Below are 14510 nucleotides of genomic sequence, written 5' to 3'. Positions count from 1 at the left end.
CGTATGTGGCTGGTCGCGCAGTTCCCCGCGCCCCTTAGGGGGCGCGCCTCACGCCTGTGCGCAGGGCTCGGCCTTGTGCGGGGGTGGGGCTACGGTTCGTTCGGTGAGCGGGACTACCGGGAGTAGGTCCTCCTCACCGAGGAACACGCGGCGGACGACGCGCTCCGCGGCCAGGCCGTCGTCGTAGGGGCAGAAGCGTTCCCGGAATGCGGTCCGCAGTTGCGCCGAGTGCTCGTCCGACCAGCGGCCGGAGTGGAAGAGGGCGGCGATCTCCTGTTCGTCGCCCGCCACGTGGCCAGGGGTGTCGCCGGGTTCGCCGGAGAGCAGGTCGAAGTAGACGCCGCGGGCGTGCCGGTACGCCTCCCAGTCCGAGGAGTGCACGACGATCGGCCGGTCGAGCGCCGCGTAGTCGAACATCAGCGACGAGAAGTCGCAGAGCAGCGCGTCGGAGGCCAGCGCCAGGTCCTCCACGGACGGGTGCCGGGAGACGTCCAGGATGCGGCCCACCTCCTCCAGCGCGGCGAGCCGCGAGTCCGCGCCGTAGAAGTAGTGCGTGCGGACCAGGAGTTGGTAGCCCTCGCCGAGCGCTTCGGCGAGGCGCTCCAGGTCCAGCGGCGGGTTGAAGCCGCGTTCGTAGTCGCGGTGGGTGGGCGCGTAGAGGATCGCGGTGGTGCCGGGCGCGATGCCCAGCCCGGCGCGGATCCTGCGCACGTCCTCCGCGGTGGTGGCGAAGTACCGGTCGTTGCGCGGGTATCCGGTCGGCAGCGTCTCGTAGTCGCTGGGGTAGACGCGCTGCCACACCTCGGTGGAGTGCGGATTCGAGGACAGGCAGTAGTCCCACTGGTCGGCGTGGTCGAGCATCCGCAGGAAGCTGACGCCCTGGGCGGCGGCCGGGTGCCGGCGCAGGTCCATGCCCATCTTCTTCAGCGGGGTGCCGTGGTGGGTCTGGACGTAGATCTGCTCGGGGCGCTTGTGCACGGTGCCGGAGAAGTTGGCGTTGTTGACGAGGTACTTGGCGCGGGCCATGACCTCCCAGTACCGGCGCGAGTTCACCAGTACGGCCTCCACGCCCGGCGGCACGTCCTCGCGGTGCCGGCGGTCCACCACCCACACGCCGCGCAGGTGCGGCGCCAGCTCGCGGGCCTTCGCGTGGATCGCGGCGGGGCTGCACAGCACGCCGCGGTTCCAGTAGGCGGCGTAGACGACAAGGTTCTCGTCGATGGGGCGGCGCAGCTGGAGGCCGTAGTAGCGGCGGTAGACGCTGCGCGCGGTGCTGTGCTTGCGGGCGCGCAGCTTCTTTGCCGTGCGGTGCCGAAGCGTTCCGGCATGCCGCATGGAGCGGTAGACGGCGTAGGAGTTCAGATGCGCGGGCAGCTCGGCGCCGGCCGGGCGATGCCGGCGCAGCAGGCGGGCCAGCTCCCGGTGGAAGTCGGGCCGGTCCCCGGCCCGCACCCGGCCGTCGTCCTCCATGATCCGCAGCAGCCGGCGTGCGGCGTGGGCGAACAGGACGCCGCGGGCCGCCTCGGTGCCGCCGCCCAGCCCGGTCCCGGCCAGCGTGCGGAACAGCGCGTCGTAACGGCCGATGACCGCGAAGTGGTGCCGTCCGGGGACGGTGGAGGCGCTGCCCCGGCGGCGCTTGCGCCAGGTCACGCACACCTGGTCCAGGCAGGCGATGCGGGCGGCGGCCAGCAGTACCCCGAAGACCACCGGCACGTCGTCGTACGGGCCGTCGGCGAACGCGAAGCGGTGCGCTTCCCACAGGTCGCGGCGGACCGCGCGGTTCCACGAGGCGGGCAGCACGGCCAGGCACTCCGGCACGTCCTCGGCGGTGAAGACGGTGTCGGCGTGTGCCTCCAGGAACTCCCGGTCCGCGCTGCCGTGCCGCTTCTCCCAGACGTCGATCCGGTCGTGGTCGAAGAGCAGCACATCGGGCTCGCCCGCAGCGCGCAGCCGCGCGTCGACGGCCGCCAGCGCGCCGGGGGCGAGGAAGTCGTCGCCGTCGAGGAAGAGGAGGTACTCGCCGGTGGCGTGGCGGACCCCGGCGTTGCGGGCCGGGCCCACGCCGCCGGGGCGCTCCAGGTGCAGCGCCACCACCCGGGGGTCGGCCGCCGCGTACGCGTCGATGATCGCCCCGTCGCCGCCGTCCGAGCAGTCGTCGACGGCGATCAGCTCCACCCCTTCGAAGGACTGCGTGAGCACGGAGTCCAGGCAGTGGCGCAGGAAACCCTGCACGCCGCGGGCGGGGACGATGACGCTGAAGCGGGGCATGGCCATCCAGGGGTCGGTACGCACGGTGCAGCGTCAGCGTAGGCGGACGATCACGCTCCGTCCCGCTCTTCCGCCACGGCCGGTCACTCGATCAGCGCAGCAAATGTGACGGGTGAGTCCGCACGGGGTTGGACTGGTGTCCCGTGCGTCCCCTGGAAAAGGTGTGGTCTGCTCCATGGATCCCCGGCTCACCGTCGTCATCCCGATCTACAACGTGGAGGAGTACCTCCACGAATGCCTCGCGTCCGTGGCCGCCCAGACCCTGCGGGAGCTGGACGTGGTGATGGTCGACGACGGCTCCACCGACTCCGGGCCACAGCTGGCCCGGGAGTTCGCCGCCCGCGACCCGCGATTCCGGCTGGTGACGCAGGAGAACGGGGGTCTGGGACACGCCCGCAACACCGGCGCCCGGCACGCCGATCCGCGCACCGCCTACCTCACCTTCATGGACAGCGACGACGTGCTGCCGCCGCGCGCGTACGAGGGCCTGGTCGCCCTCCTGGACAAGTCCGGCTCGGACTTCGCGACCGGCAACGTCTACCGGCTGACCACCGAGGGCCGCAGCCAGGCGTGGCAGCACAAGACCATGACCCGCACGGTCCTGGGCACCCACATCAGCCGGGACCTGACCCTGCTGGCCGACCGGGTGGCCTGGAACAAGGTCTTCCGGCGCGCCTTCTGGGACCGGCACCGACTGGCCTTCCCCGAGGGCGTGCTCTACGAGGACACCCCGCTCACCATCCCCGCGCACTTCCTCGCCGAGGCCGTCGACGTCCTGCACGAGCACGTCTACTACTGGCGCATCCGCGAGGGCTCGATCACCCGCCGCCGCACCGACGTGAAGGGCGTACGGGACCGGCTCGCCGCCGTCGACGGCGTCAGCCGCTTCCTCGCGGACCCGGACCGCACCCGCTGGACCCGGCACAAGCGCGACTACGACCGCTCCGTCCTCCTGGACGACCTGCAGTACTTCATCGACGCGCTGCCCATGGCGGGCGAGGAGTACCACCGGGTCTTCATGACCGGCGCCCGGGACTTCCTCAGCCGCATCGACCCCACGCTCTACGCCGAACTCCCCGTCGAGCAGCGCATGAAGTGGACGCTGATCCGGGAGGACCGCCTCGACGACCTGCTGCGGCTGCTGGAGTACCAGCAGCGGAACAACTCCGGCTTCCATGTGGCGGGTCCGCCGCTGCGCAAGCGCGCGGTGCTCGCCGTCGGCGGCGGCCGGCCGATCCCGCTGCCGCCCGAGGTCACCCGGCTCACCGCCCAGGACCTGCCGGTACGGGCGCGGCTGCGGGAGGCGGTGTGGCGGGACGGCAAGCTGGTGCTGCGCGGCTACGCCTACATCCGCAACATCGCGGCGCCCGGCCGGCTCAGCTGCCTGAAGGCGGCGGTCCTGATGTCGGGCAAGCGCCGGATCGTGCTGCCGGTGCGGTCCGTGCCCGCGCCGGACGCCACCCACAACTCCCGTCAGGAGCAGCACTGTTACGACTGGTCCGGCTTCGAGATCACGGTGGATCCGCAGCGGCTGGCCAAGGGCGGCCGGTTCCGGCCCGGCCAGTGGAAGGCGGGCATCGTGGTCGCCGGGGCGGGCGTGGTGCGGCCGGCCGCGCTGCGCGCCCTGGACACCGGCTCCGGCGCGTCCCCGCTGCCGCACGAGGTGGCGGACGGGATGCGGGTGGTGCCCTGGTACAAGGACGGGCGGCTGCATCTGTCGGTGGAGCGGACCGTGCGGCGGCTGGCCGGGCAGCGCACGGTGGGCGACGGCGCGGCCGAGCTGACCGTGCGGGACGCCTCGGCGAACGCGCCGGTGGCGCTGCGGCTGACCCGCCGCGGCACGGACGAACGCCTCGAACGGCCGCTCGCGGACGGCGACGTGACGGCCGAGGACGGTGGCCACCGCCTCACCCTGCGCATCGACCCGGCCGAGCTGGCCACGGCCGGGACCGCCCCGGGCGCCGGACAGGAAGCGGCCGCCACCTGGGACCCCGTACTGGTCTACGCGGACGGCAGGACGGCCCGGATCGCGGCCGACCCCACCGCGCCTGTCGGGCGGGGGGTCGACAGCGGCGGCCGGGAGCTGGTGGTCACCGCCACCGCGGCCGGCAACCTCGTCCTGCACCTCCGCGCCCCCGAGCCGTTCGCCGACCGGCTGGCATGGCGCCCCGACGGATCGCTGGAGGTGGCGGGGCAGCTGCCCGGCGCGGCCGAGGGCGACGCGCCGCTCGCGGCCGTACTGCGGCACAGCCGGTACGCCGCCGAGGCGATCTTCCCCGCCACCCGCGACGGCGACCGCTTCACGGCCGTACTGCGCCCCGCGGCCGTCCCCTGCCACGGCGGCGAACGCCCGCTGCGCGAGGGCCGCTGGTATCTGTTCCTGCGGACGGCGGACGCGGACGGCACGGTGGGGCCGGGCGCCGAGTACGACTCGGGCGCGGCGGACGACGGCGGCCACCGGCACGGCGCCGCTGACCTGCCCGTACGGCTGTGCCCCACGCTCTTCGCCACGCTGCCCGCGGCCTGCCCCGCGGCGCCCCGGCCGCTCACCGTGGACCGCCGCTTCCACGACCGGCTCTTCGTCGAGGCGGGCCCCGCCGTGCCGGACGCGGACCGCGGACCGTACCGGCAGCGGCTGCTGCGCGAGGAGCACTACCCGCGGCGCCGCTCCCGCCCGCTGCGCGACACGGTTCTCTTCAGCAGCTTCGACGGCCGCTGCGGCGGCGACTCACCACGCGCCCTCCACCGCGAACTGGCCCGCCGCGAGCCGTACGCCGACCACCTCTGGGTGGTCCGCGACGCCCATACCCACATCCCGCCCGGCACCCGCCCCGTACTCCTGCACAGCACCGACTGGCACGAGGCCCTGGCCCGCTCCCGCCGCATCATCACCAACACCCACCTCCCGGAGTGGTTCGTCCGCCGCCCCGGCCAGCAGGTCCTGCAGACCTGGCACGGCACCCCGGTCAAGCGCATCGGCACCGACCTGGCCGGCACCCTCTGCGCCGACCTGGTCCACCTGTGGCCACAGCCCCGCCGCGGCCACCAGTGGAGCGCGCTGCTCTCCCCCAACCCCCACACCACGTCCCTGCTGGCCCGCTCCCTGGGCTACGACGGCAGCATCCACGAAACCGGCCTCCCCCGCACCGACGCCCTCCTCTCCGAAGACCGCGACAAGCAGGCCCTACGCGTACGCGAGCGCCTCGGCATCCCCGCGGTCAAAAAGGTGGTCCTCTACGCCCCCACACAACGGGACGACAAGGCATACGACGCCGACCACTACCAACTGCACCTCCCGCTGGACACCGCACACGCCGGGGCAGCACTCGGCAACGACCACGTCCTGCTGCTGCGCAGCCACCCGCTGGTGGCCGACCGGGTTCCGGGCGGGGCCGACGGCTTCGTACGGGACGTGACCGACTTCCCGGACGCCATGGACCTCCTCCTGGCCGCCGACGTCCTGGTCACGGACTACTCGTCGCTGGCAGTGGACTTCGCCAACACCGGCCGCCCGATGCTCTTCCTGACCCCGGACCTGGAACACTTCCGCGACACCGTCCGCGGCTTCACCTTCGACTTCGAGGCGGAAGCCCCGGGCCCACTGCTGCGGGACACCGGCGAACTGGTGGACGCCCTGCGCGACTTGGACGGTGTCGAGCGGCGCAGCGCGGATGCTTATGCGCGCTTCCGCGAGGCGTACTGCTCCCGGGACGACGGACGAGCGGCGGCGCGGGCCGCGGACCTGCTGGGCTGAGGGATCTCCTCGGCCGCGCGCTTCTCGGCCCGCAGGGCTTCGTAGTGGCGGGAGCGTGCGGGCTCCGGGACGGCCAGGTTCTGGTCGCTGACCAGGCGCAGGACGCGGTGGCCGGCGATGGTCTGGAGGTCGGCGTGGCAGTCGGCGCGGGTGACGATCTCCAGGATCAGGGCCTCCTGCCAGGGCGCCGGGTCTCCCCAGGTGCCGTAGAACTTGCAGCGGCTCAGGCAGATGGGCCGCAGCCCCTCGGTGAACAGCGCCTCCCAGGCGGCGGCCGAGACGCCCGGCGTGTGCTCGGAGCGGTAGTCGTCCAGGACGACCACTCCTTCGGGTGACAGCACGCGGCGCGCGGCCAGGATGTCGTCGCGTACGTGGTCGTAGAGGTGCGAGGCGTCGATGTGGACGAAGCGGCAGCTGCCGGGGGCGACTTTCTCGGGGACGAGCGAGGTGGGGCCCTGGATGATCGTGGGCAGCTCGTCGTGGAAGGAGAGGTAATTCGCCTCGAAGGCGCGGCGGGTGAGGGCCGCGTAGGAGCGCTGCATTTCCTCGTCGTTGGCCTCGTCCACGGCCGGGGAATCGAAGAGGTCACAGACCGTGAATTCCTCCCCAGGGTGGCGGTAACCACCCAGGAAGGCGGCGCTCTTTCCCAGGTATGCGCCCATTTCCAGCAGGTCGCCGCGTGCGCCGGAGCGGGCCTGGTGGGTCAGCAGCCAGTCGAAGAGCAGCTGGTCCTGGCCGAAGAACCAGCCCTTGACGTCCGCGAGCGTGCCGGGGCGGGGCAGCCCCGTGCCCGCCGCTCCGGTGGGCACGGCGATGGTCTCGGTGTTCAGTGGGGTCATGTCCGGCCTCTCGACGGAAAGCACGACGGAAATCGCGGCGGCAGACGTTAGCCGCCGGGCGGCCGGAATTCCGGAATGCGGGTGGCGTTCGGCGCGTAAGAAGTACTCCGCCGAGCACAGTTCCGCCGCGCTCAGGTCCGGCGTACGAAGAGGGCGACATTGCCGCCGGGGCCGTCGAGCCAGTACCGCTGGGCGAAGAGGTCGTGCAGCAGGCGCCATTTGGCGGTCTCGGTGGCGTTGTGGCGGAACCACCGCGTGCGGTCCACGCCGTCGGCGGCGACCAGCCAGACCCGGTCGGTGCGGCCGAGCCGCGCGCGGATCTGCCGAAGCGGCGCGTCCCGCCCGTACAGCGTCCCCGACTCCGCGCCCGAGGTGCCGAGCGTGAGGTCCGTCAGTCCGGTGAACTGCGCCGGGTAGGCGAGCCGGACCCGGCGTTCGTAGGTGGGGACGAAGAAGACGCCGTCGCCGGGTGCGGCGTGGCGCGCGACCATCGCCGCCACGGCCGCGAGGTCGTCCGGGCGGCCGGTGCGCAGCCGTTCGCGCTGCTGGGCGGGGAGCTGGCACAGGAACGCCACGGCGACCGCGGCCGCGCCCGCCGCTGCCACCGCGCGCGGCGGCAGCCGCCGGGACCGCCGTACGGCTGCCGCGATCACCAGCCGCTCGGCCCCGGCCGCCGCGGCCAGCGCCACGCCCGGGAGGCAGAAGAGCAGGTAGCGGTCGAGGAAGACCGGGTGCAGCTGGGAGATCGCGAAGAGGAGTACCGACGGCAGCAGGGCGAGCGGGAGCGCGACGGCGGACAGGCCGAGTGGGCCACGGCGCGGCAGCGGCCGCCACGCGGCCACCGCCAGCAGGAGGCACACGGCCACGACGACCAACAAGGACGGCCCCGCGAACGACCGCAGCAGCAGCCAGGCGGCGCGCAGCCCCGGCGGATAGAGCCAGTTCAGCTGATTGCTCTGGCCACGGGAGAGCGCCACGAGGGGCAGCAGCGCGAGGGCGACCGCGCAGGCGGCGGCCGCCCAGCGCCACCACACCGCGCGCGGCACGCGCGAGACCAGCAGCGTCAGCGCGTGCGCGGCGAGTACCAGCACGGCGCACTCGTGGAGCAGCGCGGTGAGTGCCGTGGCCGCCGCGTACGCCGTCCAGTCCCGCGCACGGGCATGCCGTACGGCGGTCGTCAGCAGCAGCGTGGACAGCGCGGCGCCGGCCGTGACCAGTGCGTAGGAGCGGGCCTCCTGCGCGTAGTGGCTCACCGTGGGGAAGGCGGCGAAGAGCAGTCCGGCCCACAGGCCGACGCGCGGCGCGGCCAGCCGGCTGCCGGTCAGCGCCACCAGCCCGGCCGCGGCCGTCGCGCCGAGCACGGACGGCAGCCGCAGCGCCGTCTCGCCGCCGCCCAGCAGCGCGCGGACGCAGTGCATCAGGGCGTAGTACAGGCCGTGCACCGCGTCGGCGGTGCCGAGCAGCTGCCACAGCTGCGGCAGCGAGCGGCCCGCGAGCTGCGCGGTGGCCGCCTCGTCCCGCCACAGCGTGCCGCGGTCCAGCCCCCACAGGCCCAGCGCGAACATGACCGCGCAGGGGACGAGGACGGCGACGAGGGTGGCGCGGCGGCGCGCGCACGGGACGCCGCGCACGGTCAGCGGCGCCCGGCGGCCCGGCACCGCGGACGGCGGCGGCCGCTCCTCCTCGGGGTCCGCGACACCCGGTCCGCTCATGGCTCCGGCAGCTCGTACGGGCTCGGCAGCGGGAAGTACGCCTCCAGGAACGGCCGGAGCAGCGCCAGCTGGTCCGCCAGGTCGGTCTCCTCCGACTGGGTGTCGTTGAGGCAGAAGACGTCCCGGTCGCGGCGGGCGAGCAGCCGGTCCAGCCGGTCGGCGGCGTTGGGCCGGGAGAGGTCGAGGTAGGAGTAGGCGATGTCGGCGGGCAGCGCGCGGCCGGTGTGGAAGGCGTAGTAGTGGTGCAGCGAGGACGGGATGGAGATGTCGTCCATGCTGCGGAAGCGGTGCGCGGCGGTCGCCCGGTGCTGGGCGCCGAACTCCCGCTCTATCTCGGCCAGCACGCTGCGCCGCAGGGCGTGCGGGACGTGCTTCATCTTCTGCACCGGTGTGGTGCCGAAGCGGGCCTCGATGAGCGCGCGGTTGTTCTTGCCCGCGACGGACACCGGGACGTCGTCGTCGCCGGGCGGCCCGAGCGGTACGAGCGCGGGCGAGGGGAAGTACTTCGTCAGCCCGTTGGCCAGGAAGAAGTCGTGCGGCGACGCCTCCCGGCCGAGGAACACGTCGTCGTTGAAGTAGAGGAAGTGCTCCGAGAGGCCCTCGATGTGGTGCAGCTGGCTCTCGATGGCATGGGAGTTGAACGTCGGCAGCGCACTGGTGTCGGTGAATATCTCGCGGTGGCTGACGATCTTCACGCGCGGGTGCGCGGTGTTCAGCCAGGGCGGTACCTGGTCGTCGGTGACGAGGTAGATGTCGCGCACCCAGGGCGCGTACATGTCCAGGGAGCGGAGGGAGTAGCGCAGCTCGTCGCGGTTGGCGTAGCGCGCCGCGTTGGCCGCCTCGTCGTGGTACGCCTGCCCGGTGTACTTGGCGCGGCGCTCCAGCCAGGCCGGGTCGGCGCCGTCCACCCAGGTGTAGACGACGTCGACGGGGAAGGTGAGGTCGCCGGGGAGCGGGACGGTGAAGTCGCGGTAGGTGGCCACTCGGGGCGCGCGGTCGTCGCCCGACCCGTTGGGGCAGGTGAAGAGCGCGGCGGGGACGCTGATCCGGTGGCCTTCGGCCGGCACCCATTCGGTGACGGCGTTCCGCCGCGGGGCGATCAGCCGGTCGCCCTCGCGCGGCCAGAACTCCACGTCGCAGCCGTACGCCTGGTCCAGCACGAGCGAGCGGCCGGGGTCGGTACGGAACCAGGTCACCCGGAACAGCCCGGCACGCGCGGCCCGGTGCCAGCCGCCGGAGTCGTAGCCGGGCACCGTGTGCCGGACCTCGTGCCCCGGGGCCAGCAGGGAGACGTAGCCGGGCAGCGCGCGGCAGCGGGCGGCCAGCGCGGCGAGCGCGCGCGGTCCGTCCTCCTGGGCCACCGCGACCACGCCCCGGCCGCGCTCCTTGCCGCGTACGCAGAAGTGGCCGATGCCGGCCTGCTCCAGGGTCTCGGTGACGGTGACGAGGTTGTCGCGACGGGCCCGGGCGGGTGACAGGTCGTGCTGCACAAGGGCGATGCGGGGGTGTCCGTCGGCCATCGTGACGGCGCGGCCGGGTCCGGCGGCGAGGGCGCGGTGGCACAGCGCCACGCCCCGGGTGCGCAGCCCTTCCAGGTGCCGGGCCGTCGCCAGCCAGCTGACCTGCTGCTTGATGCGGCGGCGCAGCTCCGGGCTGGAGCGGGTCGCGATGGCGCGCCGCAGGTGCTCCGGTACCGCCTTGCGGTAGACCGACACCAGGGTCGACGCCTCCGGGTTGATCCGCCGCACCGTCCCGGCGGCGCGGCGGGCACCCGGATGCCGTACGGGCCGGCGGCGTGGCTCGGCGGTCCGCTGTCCCATCTGTGCACTCACTCCGGTCTCCCCCTTCGCGTCGCTCCCCGCGGTCCGGTCATTTACCCCTATGGGCGTTTGATGCAACTATGACGCCGTACGTCCGGGTACACATCCCCTGTGCATCCGGACCCCGGGGGTGTTCACGCGCCCACGGGGGAGGCTCACACAAGGGATGACTCGCCAGGGGACGAGAAGGATGCCCTGCCACGTGCCCAACGGGCGCCGCCCCGCGTCCCACAGAAGGGAGCACCGGCCGCCATGGATCAGGCCCTGCTGTCGCGAGCGGTGAAAGCCGGCCGCCGTGCCCGCCGCGCGGCGGCCGGCGTACGCCGCCGCATCGAGCGCGTCGACACCGTCCCGGTGCTCGCCGCACGGCTGCGCCCGCGCCCCGTCCTGCGCCCCGTCCACCTCTCCGTCCTGGGCGGCCGCACCCTGAACGTGGCGGTGCGTTACCCCCGCCGCGCTCACGGGATCGGCACCGCACTGCTCCATCTGGACCACCGCGGCCACCGCCGGACCGCCCCGCTGACCCCCGAGCCCCAGCCCGACGGCACCCTGCTGCTCACCGCCACGGCCCCGCTGCACTTCGCCCCGCACGACGAGCCCGCCGAGTACGCCGAGCCCGGCGCCCTCGCGCTCGGCCCCGGCATCTGGCGGCTGTCGCTGGCCGTGACGGACACGGCGGGCCGGGAGATCCTGGCCGGCCTCGGCGCGGCCCCGGCCCGCACCGCCGGCGGGCCGACCCTCCCGCACTCCCCCGACCCCGGCACCGGCGCCCTCTTTCGCCCCGTGCGCTCGGCCGACGGCCACGCCCTGCTCAAGGTCACCGCCCCGGCGCCGCAGGCCGAACTGGTCGCGCTCGGCCTGCGCTGGGACCGCGTGACCGTGCAGGTCCGGCTGGTCGGCCCGCTGCCCCGGCACGCCCTCTGGACCGCCGAGGCCGTCCGGCAGGGCGCCGGCGGAGCCGTGCTGCCGATGCCGCTGGAGCAGCACGCGGGGCACCTCATGGCCGACCTCCCGCTGCCCGCGATGGCCGCCGACGGGCACGTCCAGCACACCTGGGAAGTACGGCTGCGGTCCGGGCGGACCCGGCTGAAGGTCGGCCGCCGGCTGACCGACGTACGCCGCCCGAAGCGGGTCTTCCGTACGCCCTACCGGTCCATAGCGCTTGCGGACGGCCGGCTGCTGCGGGTGCACGCCCACTTCGCCGCCAACGGGACCCTCGCCGTCAGCTGCGCCGCGTACGCGCCACCCGCCCGCGCCCAAGAGACCTCGGAGGACCGGCCATGAGGATCACGTTCCTGCTCACCCTCGGCGACGAGATGGGCGGCACGGAAATGGCCGCGTACACCCAGGCGGCCCACCTCGCGGCGCGCCACGACGTCGAGGTGCTGAGCGTCTTCCGCACCCGCGCCGAGCCGTTCTTCCCTGTCGCCCGGGACGTCCGGCACCGCTACCTGATCGACCGGACCGGACCGTACGAGCGGCCGGTGCGGGCCAGCAGTCTGGACGAGGCGGCCTGCCGCACGCTGGCCGCGCTCCCCAGTGAGCTGATCAAGCCCGCCTGGGAGCACACCTTCAACCGGCTCTCGGACATCGAGCTGAGCGCCACCATCGCCGCGCTGGAGACCGACGTACTGGTCACCACCACGCCCGCCCTCATGGCGGCCGCAGCGGAGCTCGTACAGGGCCGGGTGATCACCGTGCACCAGGAGCACCGCGCCTCCCAGCTGCGCGGGGTCAGCGGCGAGCCGCTGCTGATGTACGCACCGCGGATCGACGCGCTGGTCACGCTGACCGAGCGCACCGAGGAGTGGTTCCGCGAGTCCCTCGGCCCGGCCGCTCCCGAGCTCGCCACCATTCCCAACGCGCTGCCCGACGGCTACCGCCCCCGCTCCGACCTCACGGGCCGCCTCGTCGTGGCCGCCGCCCGGCTGACCCCCGAGAAGCAGCTCGACCACGCCGTACGGGCCTTCGCGCAGGCCGCGGAGGACCACCCGGGCTGGCGGCTGCGCATCTTCGGCGACGGGCCGCAGGAAGTACGGCTGCGCCAGCTGATCGAGGGGCTCGCCCTGCACGACCGGGTGGAACTGCTCGGCCGGACGCCGGACATGGCGGCCGAGTGGGCGAAGGCGAGCCTGTGCCTGCTGCCGTCGCGCAACGAGGCGTTCGGGCTGGTGCTGGTCGAAGCGTTCGCGGCGGGGGTGCCGGCCATCGCGTACGACATCGTCACCGGCCCCGCCGAGATCATCCGGCACGGCGTGGACGGGCTCCTCGTGCCGCCCGCCGACGTCGAAGCGCTGGCCGCGGCGCTCGGTGAACTGATGGGTGATCAGGAGCGGCTGCGGGCGTACGGGAAAGCCGCGCGCGCGGGCGTGTACGAGCGCTTCTCCGGCGAGCGGGTCACCGCCGAGTGGGAGCGGCTGTTCGAGAAGCTGGTGGACCGCCGCGACGGCCCCGACCGGCTCGCGGCCCGCGCCGACCGCACCGCGCTGCGCATCGCGGCAGGAGGCGGCCGGGCGTTCAGCGTGGCGGCCCCGCACGGCGGCCCGCTCGCCGCCTCCGCCGACGCACAGAAGGCCCGCGAAGTACTGCTCAAGGCCCAGGACCGGACGGGCAAGCTGGTGCGCTCCGCCGGGCGCCTCGCCGAGCTGCGCGACGACCTCACCGCGCCGCAGGTCGCCGACCGCAATCTGGAGCTGGCCACCGACGCGCTCACGGCACACGGCATCGGCTACGTCCTGCTGCGCGACGACGCGCTCGCGCACCGGGTCGCGGTGGCCGTGGAGGACCGGGAGCGGGCGCTGGCCGCGCTCGCCGAGGAGCTGGCAGGGGAGCCGGTGTACGGGGAGCTGGTCTCGCCGCGCGGCCATGCGCCGGGCGCGCTGCTGGCCGAGCGGCTGCGGGAGGCCGGCGAGGTCGCGGGGGTACGCGTCTTCAAGCCGGTGACCAGCGAGAGCCGCACGCTGCGGTACGGCCCCGGGTTCGGCTGCACGGTGGAGTTCTGGGCCGAGGACGAGGACGGCTGGCGGGAGGCGCCGCGCGGCACGACCCTCCTCGGGCCGCGGCTGCCCGGCCTGGAACCGACGGCCAAGTGGCGGGTCGCGGACCGGGACCACCCCACGCTCGCCGCCTTCACCGACACCCTGATGTGGGACATCGACTTCCCCGTCGACGTCGTCTACACCTGGGTCGACGACGCCGATCCCGACTGGCGGGCGCGGCGGGACGCGGCGCTGCGGGCGGCCGGCTTCGCCACGGACGACGTGGACAGCAGCGACGCACGCTTCCGCAGCCGCGACGAACTGCGCCACTCGCTCCGCTCACTGGCGATGTACGCGCCCTGGGTCCGCACCGTCCACATCGTCACCGACGACCAGGTGCCCGACTGGCTGAACACCGCGCACCCGGGCCTGAAGGTCGTCGACCACCGGGAGCTGTTCGCCGACCCGTCCCTGCTGCCGACCTTCAACTCGCACGCCATCGAAAGCCAACTGCACCGCATCGAGGGCCTGTCCGAGCAGTTCCTGTACATCAACGACGATGTGTTCTTCGGCCGCCCGGTACCGCCGTCGGCGTTCTTCCACAGCAACGGCACCGCGCACTTCTTCCGCTCGCCCACCGCCGTACCGCCCGGCGAGGTCACCCCGGACGACGAGGGCTACTTCGCCGCCGCCAAGAACAACCGGGCACTGCTGAAGCGGGAGTTCGGCCGGGTCGCCACGCACGGCTTCCTGCACGCCCCGCACCCGCTGCGGCGCAGCGTCCTCGCGGAGCTCGCCGACCGCTTCCCCGAGGAGGTGGCGGCGACGGCGGGGAGCCGCTTCCGGGCCCGTACCGATCTCTCCATCGCTTCGTCCCTGCACCACTACTACGGATACCTGACCGGGAAGTCGACGCCCGCGACCATTTCCTGCTCCTTCGCGAACGCCGGCCGCTACGACCACCACACTGTTCTCAGCCGCCTGCTCGCCACCCGCAGCCACAGCGTCTTCTGCATCGGGGACTCCGCCGACGCCGAGGTGCCGGCCACCGAGCAGGACCGGGTGGTGCGTGCCTTCCTGGGCGCGTACTTCCCCGTACCGTCGCCGTACGAGCGCGGCTGACCGAGCAGAAGGAGCGC

The 14510-nt window shown here is 73.7% G+C and carries 7 protein-coding genes; 3 read left to right on the top strand and 4 right to left on the bottom strand.

The features are described 5' to 3' along the window. Nucleotides 1–48: 48 nt before the first annotated feature. Nucleotides 49–2274 carry a CDP-glycerol:glycerophosphate glycerophosphotransferase gene (locus tag AB0I82_RS34165; RefSeq protein WP_363261374.1) on the bottom strand — a complete coding sequence of 742 codons (2226 nt, stop codon included), beginning with the start codon at nucleotides 2272–2274 and terminating at the stop codon, nucleotides 49–51. Nucleotides 2275–2443: 169 nt separating this feature from the next. On the opposite strand from AB0I82_RS34165, the gene AB0I82_RS34160 reads away from it, so the two are divergent. Then, on the top strand, nucleotides 2444–6022 hold the full coding sequence (locus AB0I82_RS34160) for a CDP-glycerol glycerophosphotransferase family protein (RefSeq protein ID WP_363261373.1): 3579 nt from the start codon (nucleotides 2444–2446) through the stop codon (nucleotides 6020–6022). Here the strand turns inward: AB0I82_RS34160 and AB0I82_RS34155 are convergent. The 3 genes from AB0I82_RS34155 to AB0I82_RS34145 form a co-directional block, all read right to left on the bottom strand. Then, complete coding sequence (locus AB0I82_RS34155; protein ID WP_363261372.1) at nucleotides 5944–6861, bottom strand: class I SAM-dependent methyltransferase; 918 nt, start codon at nucleotides 6859–6861, stop codon at nucleotides 5944–5946. The two genes, AB0I82_RS34160 and AB0I82_RS34155, sit on opposite strands and share 79 nt — an antisense overlap. A 131-nt stretch (nucleotides 6862–6992) precedes the next feature. Continuing rightward, a complete protein-coding gene (locus AB0I82_RS34150) occupies nucleotides 6993–8573 on the bottom strand; it encodes a glycosyltransferase family 39 protein (protein WP_363261371.1) in 1581 nt (526 codons plus the stop codon). Continuing rightward, a complete protein-coding gene (locus AB0I82_RS34145) occupies nucleotides 8570–10393 on the bottom strand; it encodes a stealth family protein (protein WP_363261451.1) in 1824 nt (607 codons plus the stop codon). Before AB0I82_RS34145 ends, AB0I82_RS34150 begins: the two co-directional genes overlap by 4 nt. A gap of 252 nt (nucleotides 10394–10645) precedes the next feature. Between AB0I82_RS34145 and AB0I82_RS34140 the strand changes: the two genes are divergently transcribed. After that, the gene (locus tag AB0I82_RS34140) at nucleotides 10646–11677 is read left to right on the top strand and encodes a hypothetical protein (protein ID WP_363261370.1); all 1032 of its coding nucleotides are present in this window, start codon (nucleotides 10646–10648) and stop codon (nucleotides 11675–11677) included. Then, nucleotides 11674–14493 (top strand): stealth conserved region 3 domain-containing protein, encoded by a 2820-nt coding sequence (locus AB0I82_RS34135; RefSeq protein WP_363261369.1) that lies wholly within the window; start codon nucleotides 11674–11676, stop codon nucleotides 14491–14493. The genes AB0I82_RS34140 and AB0I82_RS34135 overlap by 4 nt, the downstream gene beginning before the upstream one ends. The last annotated feature ends 17 nt before the right edge of the window (nucleotides 14494–14510 follow it).

The organism is Streptomyces sp. NPDC050315, from assembly GCF_040655775.1.
GTDB lineage: Bacteria > Actinomycetota > Actinomycetes > Streptomycetales > Streptomycetaceae > Streptomyces.
This window is presented reverse-complemented; position numbering and strand designations above follow the sequence as displayed.